The sequence below is a fragment of the Burkholderia sp. Ax-1724 genome, assembly GCF_011752995.1.
Lineage (GTDB): Bacteria > Pseudomonadota > Gammaproteobacteria > Burkholderiales > Burkholderiaceae > Paraburkholderia.
Genome location: NZ_VWWL01000016.1, coordinates 16,260 through 40,842, shown reverse-complemented (window position 1 = coordinate 40,842; position 24,583 = coordinate 16,260). Strand labels below are relative to the sequence as shown.

Sequence of the window (24,583 nt, the reverse complement as noted above, 5' to 3'; positions counted from 1 at the left end):
ATCGGTAGAAATAACGCGGCTGTAAGCTTGAATAATTCTGATATTCCGTCGCTTCAATCGGAACCGTGCGAATCGCGAGGGGATTTAACCGTTCCGTTATCCCGGTCCCGCACGAACGGCACCGACTTTCGTCTTTAAGCTCTCAGCTCTCAGCTCTCAGCCCTTCACCTGCTCCGCCGATATCCAGCCGTTAGCGACGCCGATCTGCGCGATCTGTTTCGCGACCGCGCCGGCGAGGCGCTTCGCATCGTCCGACACGCCGGCGCGTTTCGTTTCGCTTATGCCGTGCAGGCCCGCGCCCGCCGCGGCCGTGGTCGCGATGCTGCCGGCTGCCGCGCCCACCCCGGCGGTTTCGGCGATGCCCGGCATCCTGCCGCTGTCCGCATTGGCGGTGAAGCTCTGCACGAGACGCGCCGCGCCGCCCGCCGGCTGGTAGATGATCCGCACCGAGCCCGTCACTTCGCTCTTGCCCGCGCCGAGGCCGATCAGCGTGCGACGGCGGCGATTGCCGGAGTCGATCGTGTCGAAGCTGCCTTGCACGAGCAGCACGTTCTGATCGGCGGGCACGGGGCCGTCCGAGCGCGCCGCGTGCAGACCCATCGCCTGCAACTGGCGCACGATTTCATCGGCGGTCTGCTCGCGAACCTGGGCTGCATCGGCGACCTGCTGCTGTTGCGCCGACGAACCCGACAACTGCGTCTTCAGCTTCTGCAGCATGCCGCTATCGAGTTTGACCTGGCGCGGATCGGCGTCGAACGTCGAGACGTAAATCGTGTCCGGGTGCGCCATCGCCGGTACGCCGGCTGATGTGCCGGTTTGCGCATCGCGCTGCGCGGCAACGGGCGGATTCATCGCGCTCGCGTTCGTGATCTGCGCGCCGGCGCAACCGCTCAATAGCGCGCTGCCACAGACGAGTGTCATGCAGGTGAAACGGGCCGCATTCTGTTTGATGAAGTTTATTGGGTTCAACATGATGATCCTGTCGTCGGCACCGGGTGCCGGTCGGTTCGAAGCCATGCGCCGATGATCGGGCAGCCGTGGGATCGTCGATCATCGGCGAAGGGATTCGCACGTGGAGCACTTCGATCGCATGCGTCGTTGATTCGTACGCACCGGCAGCGAACGAAGTATGGGCGCGTGGTGCGCCGGACGCCATTCGACAATTATTTCGCGCGATGTCGCGGCGAAATGCGCGCGAGTGAAGGTGTGTCGAGGGCACGGTCGCAGCAGCCCGCGACGTAAAAAAGAACGGGCGTGAGATGAAAGCGCCTACGCGCGAGCAGCGTGAGCCGTAGGCGCAGCGGTCCATGCGGACCGGCACGGATCAATACGGCGTACGCGTCGAAGTCGTCGGCATGCGCAACGCAATGAGCGTCCGCACGGATGCGCCACGATCAATTCAAGGCCAGCTTGATGATGCAGCACAGGACGAACACGAGCAGGGCGGCGGCAATGGCCAGGTTCAACGGATAGCGCATTCTTCACCCTGCCCGGACGTTTCGGTGCTCCTATCCTAGTCACCTGGGGGAAGATGAAAAGCGCCAGTGAAGCGCCAATGTGGGACAGCCAACGTAGCGTGCCGAAGGGCTGCGCGATGCGGTGGAGGGAGCGCTTCCACGCGAGGACGGCCGATCGTAATGGCCGATCTTGCGCCGAGCATGAAGCGAGTAAGCGCCGCATACCACGCGACGCTTTATTCCATCCAAACACGCAGCCACGAACGGCCGCGCAAACCCGGCACCTCCACTCGACGCATCGGCTCAGTGCGTCGGTGCAGTGCGGCGACTCAATGCGACTGACCGGAAGACTGCCCCGACGGCATGCCATCCGGCATACCATGCGATACCTTGTTTGCCACGGCGAGGTCTTCCGCGAGACTCGTGCGCAGCGTGGCGATTGCCTGTTCGGGATTCGCGGGCTTCAATTGTTCGCGAGCCAGCGAGTCGTAGACGTAGTGCCGCAGCATCGGGTCCTGCGTCTTGCCCAGCACGTCGCGGTACACCGCGACGATTTCGCTTTCATGACCGCTCAGCGCATAGAGACGGCGCAACTGTTCGAGATCGTGGATCACCGCGAAGTTGGCGCCGCCCGGACCCCTCATCGGACCATGGCCGCGAAACGGCGGCGGCCCGTCGCCATGCATCGCGCCGGGCGGCGGGGGCGGCGGATCGTCGGCGCAGGCGGCCGTTGCGATCAGGCCGGAAACCGCGGCGAGCGCCGCGCAGAATAGGGCTTTTTTCATCATGTCGCTCCCGTCGAGAACGGTGCCGGCGCCACGATGGGCCGGTCCAGCCGCAACGATAGTCGACTCGATGATTCGTCGGGTTACTGAAAGCGCTGCGGTAACTTACCGGGCCTTGCATCGGGGGCGGCGCGTCAGGGTGAGTCCGCTGGCGCAATGCGGCCGGATAGAGCATGATTGAGCGCGATGTGCCGTGCACCCCCCAAACCCAGCTTGCCGTGGTGGCTCGTGCGGCACACGCCGTCGCCAGGTCCCGATGCCATGCTTATGCGAGGTGGCCGCGCACCGGCGGCGTCCGTTCAACCGCAAGGAGGATTTCGCATGGACCGACCCGAAGCCGCCAATCCGTTTGGCGATCTCACGAAAATGCTCGAGCAGTTCAAGCTCCCCGGCTTCGACGTACCCGCCATCATGGAAGCACGGCGCAAGGACATGGAAGCACTGGTTCAGGCGAATCAGACGGCTTTCCAGGGCATGCAGTCGCTCGCGCAGAAACAGGCCGACATGCTGCGCGCAACGCTGAACGAACTGCAAGCGCTGACGGCGCAACTGTCGACAGCGGGCGCGTCGCCGTCGGCGAAAACCGCGGAGCTGGTCCAGCAGAGCCTGCACAAATCGCTCGCCGATATGCAGCAACTCGCGCAGGCCGCGTATCAGACGCACGCGGAGTCGTATGCGGTCATCGCAAAACGCGTGGAAGAAAACGTGCAGGAGCTGAAGTCGCTTTTGCAGCAGCAAAAGAAATAACCGCGAAGCAAGCGGCGTTGCGCGCTTCGACGTGCGCTTCAAAGCACGCTTCGAACACCCATGCCGCGGATGGCGATCGTGCCATCCGCGGCATTTTTTTGGCCTGATATTTTGGCCGATATAAGGTCTGATAAAAGGCCCGAAAAAAGTCCGACAGCAAGCCGCAGAAAGCGCCCGTAGTCAGAGGAATACACGCGTCGGACCCAGTTTGTTAAGCGAGCGCCTACATGATCCGGACAAGCTTCGAGCGGTCTCTATTTTTTATGCAGCCCTTCCCGGATTTTCCGTGGCCGTTTGCTTTAAACGTCATATAAAACAGAAAAAGACGGCAAAGTACTGTTCGTAAAAGGTTTCGCTATCGTCAGTCAAACGAAGTCGAACGTACTGATCGCGCGTCGCGGTTTGAATCGCGGCGCAAACGATTGCCGCGTGCCGTCCGCCTCGCTAAAGTTTCGCCCCATCCTTCCGTAGACGCATTCACGCAACCGATCGGCGTGAAGGCAAGCCGGTTCCGCCGGTCAGGTGTGCGCCCCTGGTTTCGCGTTTGTGGCGGCTTCATGTGGTCACGGGCGTTTCATCTCGAAGGAAATCTCTTGAAACCGATGTTTCTTACCCGCATTGCCTGCGCAATGCTCGGGGCGAGCTGCGCATTGCCGTTCGCCGCGCACGCGACACTCGGCCAGAACGTCAGCACCGTCGATGGCGATCAGTCGCACCTGCACGCCGTCGCGCACGCGGCCACCACGCAGGGCGCGTACTCGGTGCATCGACTGACGTTGCCGTCCGGCACGCAGGTGCGCGAGTACGTCGCGCAAAACGGTATCGTGTTCGGCGTCGCGTGGGACGGCCCGACCTTGCCCGATCTCAAGGCGATGCTCGGCGCCTCCTTCGACGTGTACGTGGCCGCCGTCGCGAACCGGCGCGGCACGCCGCTCGCCGTGTCGAACAGCGACCTCGTGGTGTTTTCGAGCGGCCATCTGCGTGCGTTCACCGGTTACGCGTATCTGCCGCAGGCGCTGCCCGCGGGTGTCGATGTCGGCGTCATTCAATAACGGAGCGAATCATGCGATACAGGTCTTCGTGGATGACCCTGCTGGGCGCGGCACTCGCCGCACTGATCGTGAGCGCATGCGGTGGCGGGGGCGGTGGCTCCGGCGGCGCGAGCAGCACAGCCAACTCGGCCAATTCGGGCAACTCGACGGCTTCGTCGAGCAGCCCGACCGTGACCAACACCTCGCCGGCGCCGCAGGTGCTTGCCGCCAACGCGGTGCGCGTGACGGTCGACTCGGGCGTGAGCAACGTGCCGAACATGCCGTTCGTCAGCATCACGATCTGCGCGCCCGGCACGAGCGACTGTCAGACGATCGATCACGTGCTCGTCGATACGGGCTCGTGGGGCGTGCGCGTATTCGCCTCGCAATTGCCCGCGTCGATGAACCTGCCGCCACAGAAGGACGGCGCGGGCAACCTCGTCGCCGAATGCATGCAGTTCTTCGATGGCTATACGTGGGGCGCGGTGAAGCTCGCCGATCTGCGGATCGCCGGCGAAACGGCGGCGTCGCTGCCGGTCCAGGTGATCGATCCGAACTACGCCTCGCTGCCCGCCGATTGCGCGGCCGTCGGCGCGTCGCGCAATACGCCGGCGGCGTTGCAGGCCAACGGCATTCTCGGCATCGGCGTGTTCAAGCACGATTGCGGCGGCAACTGCGTGCAGCAGGCGATTCCCGCGACATACTACGGTTGCGGCGCTTCGGGCTGCACCTCGATTCCGCTTGCCGAGAACTATCAGGTCGCCAATCCGGTGCCGTACTTCACGACCGACAACAACGGCTCGGTCCTGAGTCTGCCGACCGTGAACGGCGGCGCGCCGTCGGTATCGGGGCAGCTCGTGTTCGGCATCGGCACGCAGAGCAACAACGCGCTCGGCAATGCGCAGGTGATCGGCGTGAGTCCGTCGAACGGCACCTTCACGACGGTGCAGAACGGCACGACGTACTCGCACAGCATTCTCGATAGCGGCTCGACCGGACTCTTCTTCCAGACCTCGTCGATGCAGGCCTGCGCGAGCCCGAATAGCGCGTACTACTGCCCGGGTTCGACGCAGCAGTTGAGCGCGATGATCGAGGGCGTGAACGGCGTGACGAGCGCGGTGACGTTCGGCGTCGCCAATGCGACCTCGGTTGCGCAGACCTATAACGGCGATGCGGCGCTGCCGCTGCTCGCGGGACCGGCGTTCGTGACCTCGGCGGTATTCGACTGGGGGCTGCCGTTCTTCTATGGCCGCAACGTGTATGCGGCGATCGAGCAGCAGGGGACGCCGGGCGGGACCGGGCCTTATGTCGCGTATTGAGCGATGGCGCGGAGGGCATGCGCGAGCCTGTGAGCGAAGGCCGCGCATCGCTGCATAAAAAAACCCGCTGCCGGTCGATCCGGCAGCGGGTTTTTTTATGCCGTCGTCGTGCGCGAACTCAGGCGTTGTCGGCGTCGAGTCGATGCGGTTCGTGCGAGGGACCCGCCGCGGCGGCTTCGTTCACGGCGGCTTCGTCCTCGCTCGCAGGCGTTGCCGGCGGATCGGTGGCCCGCATCTTCTTTTCTCCCGCCGCCGCGATTACGTGATGCACGAAGCGCAGCTTTTCCACCACCGGCGCGGCGAGCGTGAACGGGTAGCCATCGGCGATACCGAGGCTGCGGTTCAGGCTGTTCAGCGCATACGTGAGCGGAAACCAGCGCTTGAGCAGATTGTCGAAGCTCGCGTCCTCGACCGGCGTGCGGTCGGTCAGCGTCGGTTCGCGCGGATCGTCGGGCAGCAGCGCGAGGCCGTACGTGCTCGCGGTATCGAGCACGTCGACGATCAGCAGATAGTGCGCCCACGTCTCGGCCCAGTCTTCCCACGGATGCATCGTCGCGTACGCGCTGATATACGAGGCCTGCCAGTCGGCCGGTGCGCCGTCGCGATAGTAGGCTTCGAGCGCTTCGCCGTAATCGGCGCGTTCGTCGCCGAACAGTTGGCGATACGGTTCGAGCCGGCTCGGCTCGTTTTCGATCAACTGGCTGAAGTAGTAATGCCCGGTCTCGTGGCGGAAGTGTCCGAGCAGCGTGCGATACGGTTCGCCCATCGCGGTGCGTACTTTCTCGCGATGGGCGTCGTCGGCTTCGGCGATGTTCAGCGTAATCAGCCCGTTGTCATGGCCCGTCATCACGCGCGCGCCGTCGTCGCCGTCGGCGAGGAATTCGAAGGCGAGGCCGTGCTCGGGGTCCGCGTCGCGCGACGTCACGTCGAGCCCGAGTTCAGCAAGCGTGTACAACAGACGCCGCTTCGCGACTTCGAGCCGATACCAGTAGAGGCGGTTCTCCGGTTCGGCCAGGTTCGGGATCGTGTGCGTCAGATGACAGGCACGGCACAGCGTGTCGGGCGAGGCGTCGGGAATCATCCAGTTGCAGACATTTTCGACCGCATAGTTGTGGCATTGGCGGAACAGCGTGCCGTCCGCGCGCGGATGCAGGCTGCGCCAGCGGTCTTCGCCGGCGGTCTCGAACGCGCTGATTTCCTTGAGATCAGGAAGGTAGCCGAGCAGGGACTCGCAGCGTTCGCAGCGGACGTTCTCATAGAACACGAGTTGCGAGCAGCGATTGCAGTGGAAGGTTTTCATCGGTCGGACCCGGTGGTGAAGGCGGCGTGAAGAGGCATGAGTCACGTTCATGAGCGGTTCATGAGCGAAAGCCCGCCGCAATCTTCATGCCGCGATTGCCAGAACTCACTGCTTTAACGCACAGTACGTACATGATCGTGCATCGGCGGCGCGCCGCTTTGGTGCACGGTTCGATGGCGCACCGCGGCAACGCGCTGTGCGTGGCGGGAGTGTTTCGCGAGAGATCGCGGTTAACCGGATAGAGGTTAGATCGAAGTCCAGCGCAACATGATGAAAGTCGCCTCGGGGCAGCGAGACTGGGTCGCGAGACCGGGCGGCGAGATCAGGCAGCAGCGAATGCAACGGCAGCAGATGCAACCGCAGCAGATGCAACAGCAGCACACGTCAGCACAACGCAATTCATGAAGCACCAGGCGGTTCAGGTAGCGGTTGTCGCTCAACGGCATAGAGCTTGCTTTCTGGCGGGCTGCCCATCTTCGTCGAGGAGTCCGGAGTGTCCATTCGCGTCGCGTTGCATCACGTTACTCATTACCGCTACGACAGGCTCGTCTCGCTGTCGCCCCAGGTCGTGCGGCTGCGGCCCGCGCCGCACTGCCGTACGCCGATCCTCTCGTATTCGATGCGGGTCGAGCCGGAGCGGCACTTCATCAACTGGCAGCAGGACGCCTTCGCCAACTATCAGGCGCGGCTCGTGTTTCCCGAGCCGACGCGCGAATTCAAGGTGACCGTCGATCTGGTCGCCGAAATGGCCGTCTATAACCCGTTCGATTTCTTTCTCGAACCGTCGGCCGAGCAGTTTCCGTTCGACTATGCGCCGGAGCTTGCCGCCGAACTCGCGCCGTATCGCATCCAGCGGCCGATGACGCCGCGCTTCGCCGAATTCGTCGCGAGCATCGACCGCACGCCGGCCGGCACCGCGAACTTTCTCGTCGCGCTCAATCAGCGGCTGCAACACGAGATCCGCTATCTGATCCGGATGGAGCCCGGCGTGCAGACCCCCGAGCAAACGCTCGTGAACGCGTCGGGTTCGTGCCGCGATTCGGGCTGGCTGCTTGTCGAGACGCTGCGGCAACTCGGCTTCGCGGCGCGCTTCGTGTCGGGCTATCTGCTGCAACTCGCGCCCGACATCAAAGCGATCGACGGCCCGAGCGGCACCGAAGTCGACTTCACCGACCTGCATGCGTGGTGCGAAGTCTATCTACCCGGCGCGGGCTGGATCGGGCTCGATCCGACCTCGGGGCTGCTCGCGGGCGAGGGGCATATTCCGGTTGCGTGCACGCCGGAGCCGGGCAGCGCGGCGCCGATCTCGGGCGCGGTCGACGAATGCGAGGTCGAGTTCGGCCACGCGATGTCGATCGAACGCGTGCTCGAAACGCCGCGCGTGACGAAGCCGTACAGCGAGGAAGTCTGGAGCGACGTGCAGGCGATGGGCGCGCGGGTCGACCGCGAACTCGCCGGGATGGACGTGCGCCTCACGATGGGCGGCGAGCCGACCTTCGTGTCGGTGCGCGACCGCGACGCCGCCGAATGGAACACCGATGCGCTCGGGCCCACCAAACGCGGCTACGCGGTCGCGCTGATGGACCGGCTGCGCGAGCGCTACGGCGCGGGCGGCTTCCTGCATCTCGGCCAGGGCAAATGGTATCCGGGCGAGCAGTTGCCGCGCTGGGCGATGTCGCTCTACTGGCGCGCCGACGGCGAGCCGTGCTGGCATAACCCCGCGCTCTTCGCCGACGAACGCGAGCCGGGCCGCTATACCGCCAGCGACGCGCAGCGCTTCATCGCGCATCTGGCGGACAAGCTCTCGGTCGACAAGAACTGCATCGAGACCGGCTACGAGGATACCTGGTACTACCTATGGCGCGAGCGCCGCCTGCCCGTCAACGTCGATCCGTTCGATGCGCGCCTCGACGACGAACTCGAACGCGCGCGTCTGCGGCGCGTGTTCGATGCGGGGCTGAGCCACCCGACCGGCTACGTGCTGCCGCTCGGCCGCGCACGCGGCCTGTCCGGCTCGACGCCGAAGTGGGTCAGCGGCCGCTGGTTCTTCCGCGACGAGCGCATGTACCTGATTCCGGGCGATTCGCCGATGGGCTACCGCTTGCCGCTCGACTCGCTGCCTTGGGTATCGGAGACCGACTATCCGTATCAGCACGCGCACGATCCGTTCGCGCCGCCGCAGCCGTTGCGCACGGCCGCGCAGTTGCGCCTGCAATACGAAGGCGTGCGCGAGCAGGCGGGGTCCGCCGAGGCAACGGCCGAGGCACGCCAGGCCGCGGCGTTGTCGCTATCCGCGGCGGATGTGCTGAGCGGCGTGCCGGGCGGCACCGTGCTGGCCTATGCGCCACGCGCCGACGAGGCACAGCAAGACGGGCAGGCGCCGGCGCGCGGGCAGTCGTCGGCGGATACGCTGCGCACCGCGCTCTGCGTCGAGGCGCGCGACCCGAAACGCGCGGCCGGCCCGAAGGCCGAAACGGATTCGTTCGGCAGCGGCCATACGCTGCTGCATGTATTCATGCCGCCGCTGACCGATCTCGACGATTATCTCGACCTGCTCGCCGCAGTCGAAGCGACGGCCGAAGAACTGAAGATGCAGGTCGTGCTCGAAGGCTATCAACCGCCGCGCGACGCGCGCCTGAAGGTGTTGCAGGTGACGCCCGACCCCGGCGTGATCGAAGTCAACATCCATCCGGCCGCGAGCTGGGAGCAACTCGTCGATCACACCGAGTACCTGTACCGGTCGGCCGAGCACTGCTATCTGAGCAGCGAGAAGTTCATGCTCGACGGCCGCCACACCGGCACCGGCGGCGGCAATCACTTCGTGCTCGGCGGCGCGACGCCGGCCGACAGTCCGTTTCTGCGCCGTCCCGATCTGCTCGCGAGCCTGGTCGCGTACTGGCATAACCATCCTTCGCTGTCGTATCTGTTCTCGGGGATGTTTATCGGGCCGACGAGCCAGGCGCCGCGTATCGACGAGGCGCGCAACGATCAGGTCTACGAACTCGAAGTCGCGTTCGCCGAATTGCAGCGGCAGATCGATCTGCTCGGCGGTCGCGACAGCGCAAGCCTGCCGCCGTGGATGATCGACCGCGCGCTGCGCAACATCCTGATCGACGTGGCCGGCAACACGCACCGCGCCGAGTTCTGCATCGACAAGCTCTATTCGCCCGACGGCCCGACCGGCCGCCTCGGCCTGCTCGAACTGCGCGGCTTCGAAATGCCACCGCATGCGCGCATGAGTCTCGTGCAGCAACTGCTGCTGCGTGCGCTCGTCGCGCGTTTCTGGCGCACGCTGTACACGCAGCGCCTGACGCGCTGGGGCACCGAGCTGCATGACCGCTTCCTGCTCGGCACCTTCGTCAGGATGGATTTCGACGACGTGCTCGCCGATCTCGGCGAAGCCGGCTTCGCATTCCATAGTGCGTGGTTCGCGCCGCATTTCGAATTCCGCTTCCCGCTGGTCGGCGAGATGGTCGTGAGTGGCGTCGATCTGACGATCCGCAACGCGCTCGAACCGTGGCACGTGATGGGCGAGGAAGGTGCCGCCGGCGGCACGGTGCGCTATGTCGATTCGTCGGTGGAACGGCTCGAAGTGCGCGCGCTCGGCTTGAACGGCAACCGCCATGTGCTGACCGTCAACGGCGTGCCGGTGCCGTTGCAGCCGACCGGCCGCGTCAGCGAGTACGTGGCCGGCGTGCGCTTTCGCGCGTGGTCGCAGGCGTCGGCGCTGCATCCGACGATCGGCGTGCATGCGCCGCTCACGTTCGATCTCGTCGATACATGGACCGGCCGCTCGCTCGGCGGATGCCAGTATCATGTCGCTCATCCGGGCGGGCGCAACTACCAGACCTTCCCGGTCAACGCCTACGAGGCGGAAAGCCGGCGGCGCGCGCGCTTCTTCGCGTCGGGTCACACGCCGGGGCCGCTCGCGGTGGGCACGCCGCGGCGCAGTCTCGAGTTTCCGTTCACGCTCGATCTGCGCCGCCGTTGACAACGATGGACTCCTGACCTCACACGACCTTGGCCTTTCAATCGACCTTGCCCTTCGAAGCGTCCGCGCCGCACGCGGACGCTTTGTCCCTGTTGCGGTTGCTGCCGGGTCATGACGGACATTGGGACGAACTGCGCGACGCGTCCGGCGCGCTGCGCGAACCGTGGCGGCAGTTCTTCGCGCTGCTCGGCGAAGACGGCATCGCGCGGCTCGCGGACCATAACGCGTCGATCGCGCAGCAGATTCGCGACAACGACATCAGCTACAACGTCTATGCGGACAACGGCAAGTCGCGGCCGTGGGCGCTCGGTCTGCTGCCGTTTCTGATCAGCGAGGCCGAGTGGGCGCAGATCGAGCGCGGCGTGAAGCAGCGCGCGCATCTGCTCAATGCTATCGTCGCCGACATCTACGGCGCGCGCACGCTGCTCGAACGCGGGCAATTGCCGCCCGCGCTGGTCTTCGGGCATCCCGGCTATCTGCGTTCGGTGACGGGCTTCAGGCCGCCGGGCGGGCAGTACTTGCAGGTCGTCGCGCTCGATCTGACGCGCACGCCGAACGGCGAGTGGAGCGTGCTCGCGCATCGCACCGAGGCGCCGTCCGGCCTCGGCTATGCGCTCGAAAACCGCCTGATCGTCTCGACGCTGTTCGCCGGGCCGTTCCGTGCAATGCGCGTGAGCCGCCTCGCGCCGATCTATTCGCAACTGATCGCGACGCTCGTGCGATCCGCGCAGGCGACCCTGGGCAACGCAGCGAACGCCGGCGATGCCGATGCATCATCTTCTGATATATCGCCGCATATCGCGCTGCTCACGCCGGGGCCTTACAGCGAGACCTATTTCGAGCACGTGTTTCTCGCGCGCTATCTCGGCGTCACGCTGGTCGAGGGCAAGGACCTGACCGTGCGCGGCGACCGGCTCTATCTGAAGACACTGACCGGGCTCGAACGCGTGCACGTCGTGCTGCGCCGTCTCGACGACGCGTTCTGCGATCCGGTCGAGCTGCGCGCCGATTCGACGATCGGCGTGCCGGGCCTGTTGCAGGTGATGCGCGCGGGCAATGTGATCGTGTCGAACGTGCCGGGCGCGGGCTTCGTCGAATCGCCGGCGCTGCACGGCTTTCTGCCGGGTATTGCCGAGGCGCTGCTCGGCGAGGAACTCGTGCTACCCGGCGTGCCGACCTGGTGGTGCGGCGAGGCGGCCGCGCGCGAGCATGCGTTCGAGCATCTCGACACCGCCTTTATCGTGCCGACATGGCCGCTCGCGAGACGCGCCGCGCCGCCGGGCATCGAGCAGGGCGCGCAGCCGCTCGCGGCCTGGCGCGAGCGCATCGAGGCGATGCCCGATACGTTCACGATTCAGCAGGAGCAGCGCTTCTCGTGTACGCCGCGCTACGAGGCCGGCACGATCGGCGGCCGGCCGTCGGTGCTGCGCGTCTATGCGATCGCCGACGTCAACGGCGGCTGGCACGTAATGCCGGGCGGCTTCACGCGCATGGCCGCCGAGCGTCAGACGACCGTGTCGATGCAGCACGGCGGCAGCAGCGTCGATACGTGGGTGCTGTCGAGCCAACCGAGCTCGACGTTTACGCTATTGCCTTCGCCGATGCAGCCCGCCGACCTTTCGCGCCGGCATCGCACCGTGTCGAGCCGCGCCGCGGAAAACCTGTTCTGGGCCGGCCGTTACGGCGAGCGCGCGGAAAACAACGTGCGGCTGTTGCGGCTGATTCTCGGCTCGCTCGAAGGCAACGATGCCGATGCGATGTTTCCGGTGCTGGTCGAACTCGCAACGTACTGCGGTCTCGTGCAGCCGGGCGATATGGCGTCGCCGCATACGCCGCCTTCGCCGCAGACCTTCGAGCGCGTGCTCGTCGCGAATCTCGCCGGCAGTGCGGGCAGCGTCAGCATCAGCCAGAACCTGAGCAGTCAGGCGCGCGCGAACGGCGAGGTGCGCGGAAGATTGTCGAACGATCACTGGCGCGTGATTCTCGCGGCGCGTAATGACTTCGAGGATGCATTGCAGGCGTTGTTGCCGGTGGCCGCTAATGGCAATAGCAGCGGCAAAGGCGGCGCGAGCGGTGCGGCGGGTGGTACGGCAGACGGCACGACGAATAGCGCAAGCGCCAATGCCGCCGATCGCTACGACCGCGTGACGCTCGCGAACGCGCTCGAACATCTGTCGGTACAGTTGTCGGCGATCAGCGGCGCGCAGGGCGATCGCATGACGCGCGACGGCGCGTGGCGCCTGCTGTTCGTCGGCCGCCATATCGAACGCGTCGCGACGATGACCGCATTCGTTCGCGGCGTCGCCGCGCATGGTCAGCTTGCGACGCCGGCCGGTTTCGATCTGCTGCTGCAACTGTTCGACAGCACGCTCACGTATCGCTCGCTGTATCCGGGCCGTTTCGAAGTGCCGGCCCTGCTCGATCTGCTCGTGATCGAACCGCACAATCCGCGCGGCATTTACGGCGTGTACGAACGGCTGCGCAAGAAGCTCGATGAAATCACGGCGACGACGGACAGCGCGCGGCACCGGCCGTTCGCGGAGCTATTGCCGCCCGTCGAATTGCTGCCCTCGCTCGAATCGCTGTGCGAAGTCGACGAGCAAGGCGCCTACGCCAACCTGATTGCGCTGTGCGATCAGATCGGCGGCTTCGCGAATGCGGCCGCGCATGAAATCAGCGCGCGTTATTTCAGTCACGCGACCACGGTCGCCTCGCAGGTGTGGGTATGAAGAACGCGCCGACCGTGCTGTCCGTTTCGCATCGCACGACTTATCACTACTCGACCTATGTTGAGACTGCGCAGCATCTCGCGACGATCCGGCCGCTCGCGTGCCCGTGGCAGCGCGTGATCTCGCGCAGCGAGCGGATCGAGCCGCAGCCGTCGTATCTGCATAGCCGTATCGACGCGTTCGGCAATGACGTGCTGTACTTCGCGCTCGATACGCCGCACGAATGCTTGCAACTGGTCAGCGAAACGACGGTGTCGCTGACGCCGCGCTGGACCGATCTCGATGCCGAGGCCACGCCCGCGTGGGAAACGGTGGCCGATGCGCTGCGGTTTCGCGTCGGCGGCGAGTTTCGGCCCGAGGTCGAGTTCTGTTTCGCGTCGCCGAATATCGCCTTGCGGCCGTCGCTGCGCGACTATGCGTTGCCGAGCTTTACGAGCGGCCGGCCGCTCGTGGCCGGCGCGATCGATCTGATGCAGCGGATTCACGCGGACTTCGCCTATAAGCCCTCGGCAACGTTGTTCGATACGCCGGCCGAGCGCGCCTTCGAACTGAAAAGCGGCGTATGCCAGGATTTCGCGCAGGTCATGATCGGCTGCCTGCGCTCGCTCGGCTTGCCCGCGCGCTATGTGAGCGGCTATCTGCGCAATGATCCGCCACCGGGACAGCCGAAGCTTATCGGCGCCGACGCGTCGCATGCATGGGTTTCGGTGCATTGCCCCGGCAGCGGCTGGATCGATCTCGATCCGACCAACGACGTGCTCGCCGATCTCGATCATGTGACGCTCGCGATCGGCCGCGATTACAGCGACGTGTCGCTGTTGCGCGGGACGATTCTCGGCGGCGGCGCGCATCGGATGGAAGTGGGGGTGACGGTGCTAGGGCTAGAATGATGCAGCCGTTTCCACCGTACCTGCGATGATTTCCACCCAGTACATCAGCCATATTTCACTGCTGCGCGAGAAGGTCGAGTCTTTCGAGTGCTATCCGTTTTCCTTGCCCGCGATTCACTCGTTCGAGTCGCTCGAACCGCATCCGAAGGTGACGTTCCTGATCGGCGAAAATGGCTCGGGAAAATCGACGTTTCTGGAAGCGGTGGCGGTTTCGATGGGCTTCAATCCCGAGGGTGGGACGAAGAACTTCAACTTCGGCACGCGCAACTCGCACTCGAATCTCGCGGACTATCTGCGCATCGCGAAGGGTATCAAGCGCCCCAGGGACGGGTTCTTTCTGCGCGCGGAGAGTTTTTTCAACGTTGCCACCGAGATCGAAAACCTCGACTCGGAGCCCGGACCGGGCGCGCGCATCATCCACTCGTACGGTGGCCGCTCGCTGCACGAGCAGTCTCACGGCGAATCGTTCCTGACGCTGTTGATGAACCGCTTCGGCGGCAAGGGGCTGTATCTGCTCGACGAACCCGAGGCCGCGTTGTCGCCGCAACGGCAACTCGCGGCGCTTGCCCGAATTCACGATCTCGTCAGCGACGACTCGCAATTTATTATCGCGACGCACTCGCCGATCCTGATGGCTTATCCCGATGCAACGATCTATCACTTCGATGCAAACGGCGTGTCGCAAATGGCGTATGAGGACACGGAGCACTACCAGGTCATGCGCGCTTTTCTGATGAACCCGCAGCGCATGCTCGACACGTTGCTAGGTGGCGAATAGCGCGTATTTGCTGCGCGCGCGAGGACTCGCGGCAAGTCCCGTTACGCGCTCTGCTTGTGCGTCTCGCGCGATGGAATCGTCATGGCGGCGACGCCGGCAACGACACACGCCAGTCCGAGCCACGCCGACGTGGACAGCGATTCGCCGAGCAGCGCCATGCCGATTCCCACGCCAATCGGAACGCGCAGATAGGCTTGCGCGGTCGTGCCGACCGAGCCGAGCGTTTGCACGAGCCGAAAGTAGATGACGAACGCCATGGCCGTCGAAAAGACCGCGAGCGCGGCTAGCGCCATGAGCGATTGCCATGAAGGGTGAAGCGTCCAGGGACGATCGACGGCCAGACTGACGGGCGTGAGCAGTATTGCGCCGGCAATCAGCGAGCCCGCCGCGGGCGCGGCCGGTGAGAGTCCTTTGAACGAGCGACCGTAAATTGCCGCGCCTGCATAGCAAACCGTCGCCGCGACGATCGCCAGTTGCGGAATCAGTTGATGCCCGAGTCCTTCGAATGCGCTTACGCCGACAACGAGGCATATGCCGGCGAGTCCCGCGACGACGCCGAACAATTTGCGGGGTGTCAGCGGTTCATGGCGCGTCATCGTCCAGGTGCCGAGAAATGCGAGTAGCGGTGACGCGGAATTGAGAATGGTCGCCAAACCCGCTTCGACCGAACGTTCCGCCCACGCGATCAGCGTGAAGGGAACCACGCTGTTCAATAGCGCCTGTACCAGGAAGCGGCGCCATGTCGCGAGGCCGCGCGGCATCGGGATGCGTTGGACTTTCATCCAGAACAGGAGCACCGATCCGGCGATCAAGGTTCTCGCCGCGATGAGCGTTAGCGGGGGAATCGTGGCGACGCCGATCCGGATGAACGTATAGGACGCGCCCCATAGCGTCGAGAGCGCCAGAAGCAGGGCGAGTTCGAGAGCGGTGTTTGGGCCGTTTCCCGTGGCTGGTTCGGTACGGGGCAATTCGATTTCGCCTTGACGGTGTGGGTATGAGCGATGCGCGTCGTGGTCCGCCTGTGGAATCGAATTATGCGTGTGTCCTGATGTGGATGTTTCAGTGTGGAGTGAAATGTGGGTGGGGGTTGGTTTGGTTGTCTTGCATGCTTTGAGAAACGGTATGACGGTGGTTTTCGCTCTGCTCGCTCTGTAAAAGCGATGGACGGGGTACTCCGTTCGATAACCCGGTTTCATCGATTGATTTGATAGTCTGCCTTCGAGGCAGTGACGACCTCGCCGCCGTGGTCAGTGAGGTCGCCGAGCCGAAAAAATCCAGGCCGCTGCCTTGGGTCAGTTTTTCTTCGCGGGGACGATTTCAGGCGTGCGCGGCAACGGTGGCGCACCGGGTAGATCAAAGCGGGCTTCCCATCGCCGGGTGCCGTCGAGGTCGGCATGGTCGGCGCCTGGCACATTGGTGTGCAGCGAGGGAGGCGCGGGATTGCGCAGCACGCGTAGCACGCGATTGACGAACACGTAGGGTTCGGGAAGTCCCTCTTCAGGCGCGCCGAGGCGGGGGAAGTCGCCCGCGCGGATCAGCAGGCAGTGGCCGATCCTCTCGATGCCAATGTCAGGCCGTGCCAGTTCGGCTCGCACGGCGGCTTCCCCGCCGAGGCGGTCGACGAACAGGTCGCCGATGAGGGTGTACCAGTTCACGCCCTTGATGAAGCCGTAATGCCCGACTTTGGCGCCGGGACGAAGGTCTTCATAAAGCGCCGTCATGTGGTCGGTCGATTGACCCTCGTACGACATGGTGTCGTATTCCATATCTTGTATGAACGCGTAGCTGTCGATTTCCAGTCCGCTGAACCGCTGCGCAAGCGCCCACTCCTGCGGCATGTACTCGTGGAAACTGTACGGCAGGATGGATGAGAATCCGCCGTAGCCGCCCCGCACCGGAAGCTGTTCGCAGACGAAGCGCAGGAACGCTTCGTAGCTCCGGACACCTTCGGGCGTGTTCACGAAATCCATCGGCATCCAGAATTTGAGGTAGGACAAGCCACAGTCCTGCCCTTTCTTCACGAAAAATCCTGACGGATCGGTATAGTCCTCGGCTACCGCCACATCGGTCAGCGTCTTGATCTGATAGGCTGCGGCGCTATCCTCGTCGATCGCGCTGGAGCGTACGACTTCCAGCTTGACCTCTGGCGGGACTTCCAGAATTGCCCGGCGGATCGCCTCGACCCCGCGTGGTGTCTTCCGGCTGAAGCGGCCGTCATCGCCATTCCTACCGCCTTTCAGGTAGTGACCAAACAGTTGTTCGAAACGGTCGAAGCAGGCGAGCAGTCCGCGGCGTACATCGGGCTTCGAACCGCGCTCGAAGAGCACCGTGCCGATTACGCCCGGGAAGATCACCAGCCCGCCCCGGTTGTCGTGCTGACATAGTTCCTCGCCATAGCGGCTGAAGGCTTCCGCCGGTGTCAGCACCGGCTTTTTACGGGAAGAATTCATCATGTGATCCATTTGAAGTAAAAGAGAAATTGGGTGGACTGGTCAGTGCCGCCATCAGCGCCGCGTCGCCCGCTGTCGCGGTGATCGCCACCAGCGCGGCCAGCGCGCCGACCAGAGCCTGCGTCAGCACGACGGGAACGAGAACCCCATCGATGACGAGGACAACCACGGCCATCCCCCCGGACATGGTGATGCACACCTGTCCCCAGTCGATCTGCCGCAGTTGCTGGACGGTCAGGTCGGTCTGCTGTCTGATCTGCTGCCATGCGGCCTTGAGTTCAGCAGCGGTGTAGCGCGACACGGCCTGGTTTGTGTCGTCGAGGTAGTGCCATTCATGGTCATGGCCAGCGGCACTCGCTTCCGTTATCCACCGGCCCTGCTCGAACAGCCACTGCGCGCTCTGACGCAGCCAGACCTGGGTGTCGGCAGAAAGCTCGCGGACCCCTTGTGCCGCCGTATCCCACAGCGCCGCCACACCGCTCGCGGCCGAACCGGCTGCGCCCTCCAGCGCGCTCCACGGCTCGAACCATGCGGCTTGCGGGACGGGGATCTTCGAGCGGAGCCGGGCGCGCAGCAGCAGCCTGCCGGCGACCTTGCCGAGGAACCCGGCGGCAATGGCCGCCTCGACCATTGCCTTTGCACGTTCCTCGCCACCCGAGACTTTCAGCACGGTCATGTGGCGGTTATCGCCGGCAATGCCGAGATAGTCGCGCTCCTGGTTTTCGCCCCAGGTGTCTCCCGGAAACTTGACCTCGACGAGCCTCAGCAGGTTCGGCCACTGAGCCATGCCGTCGTGATCGACGGTCCCACGACCCGGCCACCGGTTGCCCTCGTTCTCGACGATCACCACATCCGGGCGGCGCACCTCGCCCGCAAGGCTGCCAGGCAGGGGAAACGGGTTCTGGCTGTGGCGGCGCCCGGGGGTGTCGCCATCGCTCTTGCTGAGAAAAGGAATTGGCGCTTTTGCATGTCTGCTTGTTATCCATGGCCGCATATCAAACGACACTTCAGCCTTATACCGCCAGCAGAACTCATGTTTCCTCTCATCCGCGCGAATCGCCGCGCTCATCGCAATCTGCTTGAGCAGGCTCGTTCCCACCAGGCCATCCGGTCTCTGCACCCGGAGTACCTCGGGCCACCACATCGCCGAGCGGATTTTTTCTTCGAGGTAACCCATTGCCTGATGCGGAAGACGGACGTATTTGGGTATGTCCTCCCGGATGGTCACGGTTGTGTCAACGGGAATCATCTGTGCTGCCATCAATACATGCTCTCCTCTCCAGTTGAGTTATTCGGTGATGCGGTTGGCGAACAATCTCCGTCCCGCCATCCGCGAAGGAAAGTTTGCGGATGGGTTCTCCTCAATCGCGAATAGGGGGCAAACCGACATATGGCCTGCGATCGTTCCCAACTTCCCGCAGAAAAGCAACGACACGATTTTGTCAATGAGTCGGAGATACCCTCGGCAAGAACGGACTCAGCCGTCCCGGAAGCCCACCGAAGTGCCGTGTCCTATGACTTTTGCACTAACTGCGCGTGGCACATCTGTGCTCAAGGCGATGATCTATTCATGACTGAAATTGTGAAAAATCCTTGAGTTTTAAGGCCGGAAAATATCCGCTAGAGCATCATTTCTTCTCCCGATGGCAAACGCGCTTGCCATATAGGTCACGATTCAGCACGACGGAAGAGACAGGGCTAACGACAGGAACGGCGATGTCCGCTATCGAGTAAGGCTCTTCAATTCACAAAAATCTTGACTATGTGCGTATGCACATATAGACTGCCCAGCATGACCCGACCGATCTCCTACGACGAATGCAACTGCTTCGCGCTGCGCCAGGCGGCGCGGCACGTCACGCAAATCTACGAACGCCATCTCAGTGGTGTCGGGCTGACGGCTGCGCAGTTCACGATTCTCGCCAAGCTCGCGCGCATGCCGAATCTGCCGATGGCGGATCTTGCGGACGCAATGGTCATGGAGCGCACCACGCTGGTTCGTGCGATGAAGCCGTTGCAGCGCGATGGCCTCGTGGTGGCCGATGCGGCGGAGCACGATGGCCGTACATTTTTGTTCAGCCTGACGGAAAAGGGCGAAGGGACGTTCGATCAGGCATCCATTGCATGGCGCGAAGCGCAGGACGAATTCGAAAAGAAGTTTGGCCGCGCGCGCGCCAAAATGCTGCGCGCCGAGTTGTTCAGCATTACCGGTTAGATTGCGCGGATCAACCCGCTTCGGCGGGTTTTCTTATACCTTTTTGTGTGCATATGCACTAACGTGCAACGAGCAGGAAAGTACCGCAATGGAAGCACTTTTCGACGACGACTGCTTTGCGATCCGCCAGGCGGCGCGCCACGTATCGCAAATCTACGACCGGCATCTGTCGAATGTCGGGTTGACCATTACGCAGTTTTCGCTGCTAGGGCGGCTCAGGCGCACAGGTCCGATGACGATGAAGCAGATCGCCGAGGCAATGCACATGCAGCGCACCACGCTGGTCCGCACGATCCAGCCACTGCGCCGCGATGGCCTCGTGTCGAGCGCGACGAGGGGCGCGGATGCACGCACGCTGTTGATTTCGCTGACCGCGACCGGTGCGGAGCGGCTGAGCGCGGGCCGCGCGCATTGGCACGCCGCGCAAGCCGAATTCGAACACCGGTTCGGCGAGCAGCGCGCGGCTGCGCTGCGCACCGAACTGTTTGCGATCACCCGGGATTCGCTTTGACATCAACGCTAGAAGTCGCGGAGGCCGGCGCATGGCGCCGTTTTTTTAACCTGATAAGTGCATACGCACATATACGAACCATGTCCACTACACCTTCGACTGTCGCGCCGCCGAGCGCGCTGCAACCCGCCCGGCAAGTACGGCGCATTCCGTGGATGCTGCTCGCGGTTCTCACGGTCATTGTCGTTCTGGCGCTTGCTGCTTCGTACTGGTTCTTCGTCGGCCGTTTCGTCGAGACGACCGACGACGCCTACGTCGGCGGTGACGTGACCGTGATGGCGCCGAAGGTGAACGGCTTCGTCACCGACGTGCTCGTGCGCGACAACGAGTTCGTCCACGCGAACCAGGTGCTCGTGCGGCTCGATGCGCGCGATTACGAGGCCCGTCTCGCGCAGGCGAACGCCGAAGTGGAGAGCGCGCAGGCGGCCGTCATCGAACTGGAAGCGAAGAAATCGCTGCAACTCGCCTCGATCGGCGAGCAGGCCGCCGAGGTTCGCGCCTCCGGCGCCGAGCTGACGCGCAGCGCCGCCGACCAGACACGCTATCGCGAACTCGTGAAAGACGATGCGGTATCGAACCAGGTCGTCGAGAAGGCCGACGCCGATCTGACGAAAGCGCGTGCCGCGGTCGATCGCAGCGGCGCGGCGCTGCTTGCCGCGCAACGCCAGATCGCGGTGCTCGACGCGCAGATTGGCGACGCGAAGGCACGTATCGCGACCGCGCAGGCCGCACAGCGCGTCGCGGCGCTGAACGTCGGGTACACGACGATCCGTTCGCCGATCGACGGCTATGTCGGCAATCGCACCGCACGCGTGGGGCTGCTTGCGAACACCGGCGTATCGCTGCTGACGGTCGTGCCGGCGAGCGGTTTGTGGATCGACGCGAACTTCAAGGAAGATCAACTGAAGAAGATGCATGCCGGAGACAGCGTCGACGTCGATCTCGACGCATCGAGCCGGCAACTGCATGGCGTGGTCGAAAGTCTCGCGCCGGCTACCGGCGCAACCTTCAGCCTGCTACCCGCCGAAAACGCGACCGGCAACTTCACGAAGATCGTTCAGCGTGTGCCGGTGCGCGTGCGCCTCGATGTGCCGAAGGACATGCAAAACGTGCTGCGTCCTGGTCTTTCGGCGACGGTCAAGGTACACGTCGACGCCGGCAACGCGGCAACTCGGGGATAAGCCGATCATGACTCACGTTCCCGACAATCCCGCCGATCAGCCGACCCGCACCAAGGTTTTCGCGTTCACGCTGATGTGCATTGGCTTCTTCATGGCGACACTCGATATCCAGATCGTCGCATCCTCGTTGCGCGACATCGGCGGTGGATTGTCCGCGAGTCAGGACGAATTGCCGTGGGTGCAGACTTCGTATCTGATCGCGGAGATCATCGTGATTCCGATGTCGGGCTGGCTCACACGTGTGTTCTCGACACGCTGGCTTTTCACGTTCTCCTCGTTCGGCTTCACGGTAACGAGCATGCTGTGCGGGCTCGCATGGGACATCCACTCGATGATCCTGTTTCGCGGTCTGCAAGGCGCACTCGGCGCCGCGATGATTCCGACTGTGTTTACCACGGCATTCGTGCTGTTTCCGGGCAAGCAGCGCCTGATTGCGTCCACGACGATCAGCGCGCTTGCCTCGCTCGCGCCGACCATCGGCCCCGTGATCGGCGGCTGGATCACGTCGCAATGGTCGTGGCACTGGCTGTTCTATCTGAATCTCGTGCCCGGTGTGATCGTTACGCTGATGGTGCCGAAGTATGTGCATATCGACAAAGCCGATCTGTCGTTGCTGAAGAAGGGGGATTACGTCGGCATTCTGCTGATGTCGGGCTTTCTCGGCTGCCTCGAATACGTGCTCGAAGAAGGCCCGCGCAAGAACTGGTTCGGCGACGACGTCATCGTATTGTGCGCGTGGGTCGCGGCAATCTGCGGCTTTCTGTTCGTCGTGCACGCCTTCACGGCGAAAGACCCGATTGTCGATCTGCGCGCGCTCGCGCTGCGCAATTTCGGCATCGGCAGTCTGCTGTCGTTCATTACCGGCATCGGGATTTTCTGCATGGTATTTCTGACGCCGGTCTTTCTCGGGCGCGTACGCGGTTTCGATTCGTTGCAGATCGGCCTTGCGCTGCTGTCGGTCGGCTGCTTTCAACTGCTCGCGCTGGTCGCCTATTCGATGCTCGCGCGCTTCGTCGATATGCGCATGCTGATGGTGTTCGGGCTCGTACTGTTCGGCATCGGCTGCTATCTGTATGTGCCGTTGACGAGTCAATGGGGCTGGCAGCAACTACTGATTCCGCAGGCGTTGCGCGGCATTGGTCAGCAGTTCTGCATTCCGCCGATCGTCACGATGGCGCTCGGCGCATTGCCGCCGTCGCGGTTGCGTTCCGCGAGCGGGCTTTTCAATCTGATGCGTAATCTCGGCGGTGCAATCGGCATTGCGGTCAGCAGCACGATGCTGAATGACCGTTTGAATTTCCATTACGAACGTCTCGATGAGCATTTGACCGCGGGCCGTCCGGTGGTCGAATCGATCCTGCAAAAACAGGCTGAATATCTGTCGGCCGTCGGCGGCGGCGTATTGAATGCAGCGAATGCGGGGCTCGGTGAATTGCACGCGGTACTGATGCGCGAAGCGCTCGTTCTTACTTTCTCCGACGCGTTTCTCGCCGTGTCGCTTTGCTTTGTGGTCGGCTTGCTGAGCGTGCTGTTTTCGCGCCCGTTCGGCAATACCGCGCCGCCGCCCGAAGCCCATTAAGGAGTCGAACATGAAGCGGATGATAATGACGTGGGCAGCGAGCGCGGCATGGCTCGCGCTTGCGGGATGCGCGGTGCAACCGGCCACGCATGCGGATTTGCCGCAGACGGTAGCGACGATCGCGCCAGCTGCGTGGAGCGTCGATGCGCCGCAGGACAGCGTGAGTGCCGATGCCTGGTGGACGCAGTTTGGCGATCCGGTCATGCATCAACTGGTCGAAACGGTGTTGACCGGCAACCTCGACGTGCAGGCTGCAATGGAACGCGTGAAGCAGGCGCAGGATCTCGTCACGCAGGATCGTGCGGCGCTCGTGCCGCAACTGAATGCGAACGCGGGCGCGTCGAGCACGCGCCAGAACACGCCGCCGCCGCTCGGCTATGTGCGGCAGGCCGGCTTCGGCGTGGCCGCGAGCTGGACGCCCGATGTGTTCGGCGGCGAACGTCTCGCGGTGCTGGCCTCGCAGGCGCAGGTGTCGGGACGCGAAGCCGCCTTGAACGAGTTGCGGCTCGCGCTTGCGGCGAATACGGCGGCGGCCTATATCGATCTGCGCTGGGCTCAGGCGCAATTGCAGATTCTCGGCGACAACGAAGCGATTCGCAGCCGCGCGCTGAAGCTCACGCAGGAGCGCCTGCATTACGGTCTGTCGACGCAACTCGACGTCGCGCGCGCGCAAAACCAGCTGGAGGATTTGCAGGCGCAGATTCCGCGTATGCAATCGGCGGTGCAGCATCAGCGGAGTCTGATCGCCGTGTATTCGGGCCGCACGCCGGAAAGCGTCGACACGCTGCTGCTCGGCGACGCGCGCGAGATTCCGGTGCCCGCGCAAAGCGCGCCGCAGGTGTTGCCGTCCGAGGCGCTGCTGCATCGGCCCGACGTGCGCACTGCGTATGCGCTCGTCGAACAGCGCGCAGCGGAAGTGGGCGTGTCGAAGGCGCAGCGCTATCCGCAGTTCAGGATCAATCTCGCGGATGGGCTGCTTGCTTCGTCATACCTGGGATTGCCGACGCTAACCGACAATCTGTTTAGCGCCGCCCTCAATGCGACGAGCCCGATTTTCAACGCTGGCCGCATTACCGCGAACATCGACGCGAGCGAAAGCCGCATGCGCGAATCGCAACTCGGCTTGCAGCAGACGATGCTGCAGGCGTTGAAGGAAGTCGAGGATAACCGCAGCGATCTCGTGAGCGGCGCGGTACAAGTGCAGCGTCTCGGCGCTGCGCTCGATGCGTCGAATCACGCGCTGCGTTTGTCGACGGAGTTGTACAAGGGCGGTGCGTCGAGCTTTCTCGATGTTCTGGCCGCGCAGGAAGCGTATCTGCGCGACGCGGAATCGCTGAACCAGGCAAGGCGCGAGCATGCGCTTGCGGCGATCGCGTTGTATCGGTCGCTTGGGGGCGGTTGGGGTGAGGGGGAGGCGGTGGCGGCGGTGGATCGGTGATGGGGTTTGATCGCGGGTAGATGGTGCGGCGCTTACTGCATTGCAGTCCCGGCTATATTCGTTCGTCGAAGGCCTGTTGTATCAGGAGATAGACGCGAGCTTACGTTGCGCGTATCGCAGGTTTCTACGCTGTTTCCATCCCAGTGTATGTGAATCACGACGTATGCAAAATGAATATACTG

At 63.7% G+C, this 24,583-nt stretch carries 18 protein-coding genes; 12 read left to right on the top strand and 6 right to left on the bottom strand.

Annotated features, from left to right (window positions below; all coding sequences use genetic code 11):
• Positions 1–156: 156 nt before the first annotated feature.
• Both F3J19_RS19470 and F3J19_RS19465 read right to left on the bottom strand, forming a co-directional pair.
• Positions 157–972 (bottom strand): DUF4410 domain-containing protein, encoded by an 816-nt coding sequence (locus tag F3J19_RS19470; RefSeq protein ID WP_167044565.1) that lies wholly within the window; start codon positions 970–972, stop codon positions 157–159.
• A gap of 814 nt (positions 973–1,786) precedes the next feature.
• The gene (locus F3J19_RS19465; protein WP_167044897.1) at positions 1,787–2,242 is read right to left on the bottom strand and encodes a hypothetical protein; all 456 of its coding nucleotides are present in this window, start codon (positions 2,240–2,242) and stop codon (positions 1,787–1,789) included.
• A 321-nt stretch (positions 2,243–2,563) separates the two neighbouring features.
• Between F3J19_RS19465 and F3J19_RS19460 the strand changes: the two genes are divergently transcribed.
• The 3 genes from F3J19_RS19460 (at position 2,564) to F3J19_RS19450 (ending at position 5,339) form a co-directional block, all read left to right on the top strand.
• On the top strand, positions 2,564–2,989 hold the full coding sequence (locus F3J19_RS19460; protein WP_167044562.1) for a phasin family protein: 426 nt from the start codon (positions 2,564–2,566) through the stop codon (positions 2,987–2,989).
• A 602-nt stretch (positions 2,990–3,591) separates the two neighbouring features.
• The gene (locus F3J19_RS19455) at positions 3,592–4,041 is read left to right on the top strand and encodes a DUF2844 domain-containing protein (protein ID WP_205193044.1); all 450 of its coding nucleotides are present in this window, start codon (positions 3,592–3,594) and stop codon (positions 4,039–4,041) included.
• A gap of 11 nt (positions 4,042–4,052) precedes the next feature.
• Positions 4,053–5,339 carry a DUF3443 domain-containing protein gene (locus F3J19_RS19450; RefSeq protein ID WP_167044556.1) on the top strand — a complete coding sequence of 429 codons (1,287 nt, stop codon included), beginning with the start codon at positions 4,053–4,055 and terminating at the stop codon, positions 5,337–5,339.
• Between the two features lie 118 nt (positions 5,340–5,457).
• On the opposite strand, the gene F3J19_RS19445 is transcribed toward F3J19_RS19450, so the two are convergent.
• Positions 5,458–6,639 carry a putative zinc-binding metallopeptidase gene (locus F3J19_RS19445; protein ID WP_167044553.1) on the bottom strand — a complete coding sequence of 394 codons (1,182 nt, stop codon included), beginning with the start codon at positions 6,637–6,639 and terminating at the stop codon, positions 5,458–5,460.
• A 493-nt stretch (positions 6,640–7,132) separates the two neighbouring features.
• Between F3J19_RS19445 and F3J19_RS19440 the strand changes: the two genes are divergently transcribed.
• The 4 genes from F3J19_RS19440 to F3J19_RS19425 are packed head-to-tail and all read left to right on the top strand — an operon-like array spanning position 7,133 to position 15,027.
• Positions 7,133–10,630, top strand: coding sequence for a transglutaminase family protein (locus F3J19_RS19440; RefSeq protein WP_167044551.1), 3,498 nt, complete (start codon positions 7,133–7,135; stop codon positions 10,628–10,630).
• Between the two features lie 29 nt (positions 10,631–10,659).
• Positions 10,660–13,359, top strand: coding sequence for a circularly permuted type 2 ATP-grasp protein (locus F3J19_RS19435; RefSeq protein WP_167044548.1), 2,700 nt, complete (start codon positions 10,660–10,662; stop codon positions 13,357–13,359).
• Positions 13,356–14,249: a transglutaminase family protein gene (locus F3J19_RS19430; RefSeq protein ID WP_167044545.1), complete on the top strand. Its 894-nt coding sequence runs from the start codon at positions 13,356–13,358 to the stop codon at positions 14,247–14,249. Before F3J19_RS19435 ends, F3J19_RS19430 begins: the two co-directional genes overlap by 4 nt.
• 25 nt (positions 14,250–14,274) lie before the next feature.
• Positions 14,275–15,027 carry an AAA family ATPase gene (locus tag F3J19_RS19425; protein WP_167044542.1) on the top strand — a complete coding sequence of 251 codons (753 nt, stop codon included), beginning with the start codon at positions 14,275–14,277 and terminating at the stop codon, positions 15,025–15,027.
• Positions 15,028–15,068: 41 nt separating this feature from the next.
• On the opposite strand, the gene F3J19_RS19420 is transcribed toward F3J19_RS19425, so the two are convergent.
• From F3J19_RS19420 to F3J19_RS19410, 3 genes are all read right to left on the bottom strand, one after another.
• Positions 15,069–16,223 (bottom strand): DMT family transporter, encoded by a 1,155-nt coding sequence (locus tag F3J19_RS19420; RefSeq protein WP_345891058.1) that lies wholly within the window; start codon positions 16,221–16,223, stop codon positions 15,069–15,071.
• 96 nt (positions 16,224–16,319) lie between these two features.
• Positions 16,320–17,480 (bottom strand): type VI immunity family protein, encoded by a 1,161-nt coding sequence (locus tag F3J19_RS19415; protein WP_240159086.1) that lies wholly within the window; start codon positions 17,478–17,480, stop codon positions 16,320–16,322.
• Positions 17,461–18,738, bottom strand: coding sequence for a VRR-NUC domain-containing protein (locus F3J19_RS19410; protein ID WP_167044539.1), 1,278 nt, complete (start codon positions 18,736–18,738; stop codon positions 17,461–17,463). The genes F3J19_RS19415 and F3J19_RS19410 overlap by 20 nt, the downstream gene beginning before the upstream one ends.
• Positions 18,739–19,269: 531 nt before the next feature.
• Between F3J19_RS19410 and F3J19_RS19405 the strand changes: the two genes are divergently transcribed.
• From F3J19_RS19405 to F3J19_RS19385, 5 genes are all read left to right on the top strand, one after another.
• On the top strand, positions 19,270–19,692 hold the full coding sequence (locus F3J19_RS19405; RefSeq protein ID WP_167044536.1) for a MarR family transcriptional regulator: 423 nt from the start codon (positions 19,270–19,272) through the stop codon (positions 19,690–19,692).
• An 88-nt stretch (positions 19,693–19,780) separates the two neighbouring features.
• Entirely contained in the window at positions 19,781–20,203 is a 423-nt protein-coding gene (locus F3J19_RS19400) for a MarR family winged helix-turn-helix transcriptional regulator (RefSeq protein WP_167044533.1), read from the top strand.
• Between the two features lie 80 nt (positions 20,204–20,283).
• Positions 20,284–21,384: an HlyD family secretion protein gene (locus F3J19_RS19395; RefSeq protein ID WP_205193030.1), complete on the top strand. Its 1,101-nt coding sequence runs from the start codon at positions 20,284–20,286 to the stop codon at positions 21,382–21,384.
• Positions 21,385–21,391: 7 nt separating this feature from the next.
• Positions 21,392–22,963, top strand: a complete 1,572-nt coding sequence (locus F3J19_RS19390; RefSeq protein ID WP_167044530.1) for a DHA2 family efflux MFS transporter permease subunit — start codon at positions 21,392–21,394, stop codon at positions 22,961–22,963.
• A gap of 10 nt (positions 22,964–22,973) precedes the next feature.
• Positions 22,974–24,401 (top strand): efflux transporter outer membrane subunit, encoded by a 1,428-nt coding sequence (locus F3J19_RS19385; protein ID WP_167044527.1) that lies wholly within the window; start codon positions 22,974–22,976, stop codon positions 24,399–24,401.
• Positions 24,402–24,583 lie beyond the last annotated feature (182 nt).

Bases quoted from the DNA above. Each gene is read 5' to 3' on its own strand.
- F3J19_RS19470 (WP_167044565.1), bottom strand. From the start codon at position 972: ATGTTGAACCCAATAAACTTCATCAAACAGAATGCGGCCCGTTTCACC.
- F3J19_RS19465 (WP_167044897.1), bottom strand. From the start codon at position 2,242: ATGAAAAAAGCCCTATTCTGCGCGGCGCTCGCCGCGGTTTCCGGCCTG.
- F3J19_RS19460 (WP_167044562.1), top strand. From the start codon at position 2,564: ATGGACCGACCCGAAGCCGCCAATCCGTTTGGCGATCTCACGAAAATG.
- F3J19_RS19455 (WP_205193044.1), top strand. From the start codon at position 3,592: ATGTTTCTTACCCGCATTGCCTGCGCAATGCTCGGGGCGAGCTGCGCA.
- F3J19_RS19450 (WP_167044556.1), top strand. From the start codon at position 4,053: ATGCGATACAGGTCTTCGTGGATGACCCTGCTGGGCGCGGCACTCGCC.
- F3J19_RS19445 (WP_167044553.1), bottom strand. From the start codon at position 6,639: ATGAAAACCTTCCACTGCAATCGCTGCTCGCAACTCGTGTTCTATGAG.
- F3J19_RS19430 (WP_167044545.1), top strand. From the start codon at position 13,356: ATGAAGAACGCGCCGACCGTGCTGTCCGTTTCGCATCGCACGACTTAT.
- F3J19_RS19425 (WP_167044542.1), top strand. From the start codon at position 14,275: ATGATTTCCACCCAGTACATCAGCCATATTTCACTGCTGCGCGAGAAG.
- F3J19_RS19420 (WP_345891058.1), bottom strand. From the start codon at position 16,223: ATGAAACCGGGTTATCGAACGGAGTACCCCGTCCATCGCTTTTACAGA.
- F3J19_RS19415 (WP_240159086.1), bottom strand. From the start codon at position 17,480: ATGATGAATTCTTCCCGTAAAAAGCCGGTGCTGACACCGGCGGAAGCC.
- F3J19_RS19410 (WP_167044539.1), bottom strand. From the start codon at position 18,738: ATGGCAGCACAGATGATTCCCGTTGACACAACCGTGACCATCCGGGAG.
- F3J19_RS19405 (WP_167044536.1), top strand. From the start codon at position 19,270: ATGACCCGACCGATCTCCTACGACGAATGCAACTGCTTCGCGCTGCGC.
- F3J19_RS19400 (WP_167044533.1), top strand. From the start codon at position 19,781: ATGGAAGCACTTTTCGACGACGACTGCTTTGCGATCCGCCAGGCGGCG.
- F3J19_RS19395 (WP_205193030.1), top strand. From the start codon at position 20,284: ATGTCCACTACACCTTCGACTGTCGCGCCGCCGAGCGCGCTGCAACCC.
- F3J19_RS19390 (WP_167044530.1), top strand. From the start codon at position 21,392: ATGACTCACGTTCCCGACAATCCCGCCGATCAGCCGACCCGCACCAAG.
- F3J19_RS19385 (WP_167044527.1), top strand. From the start codon at position 22,974: ATGAAGCGGATGATAATGACGTGGGCAGCGAGCGCGGCATGGCTCGCG.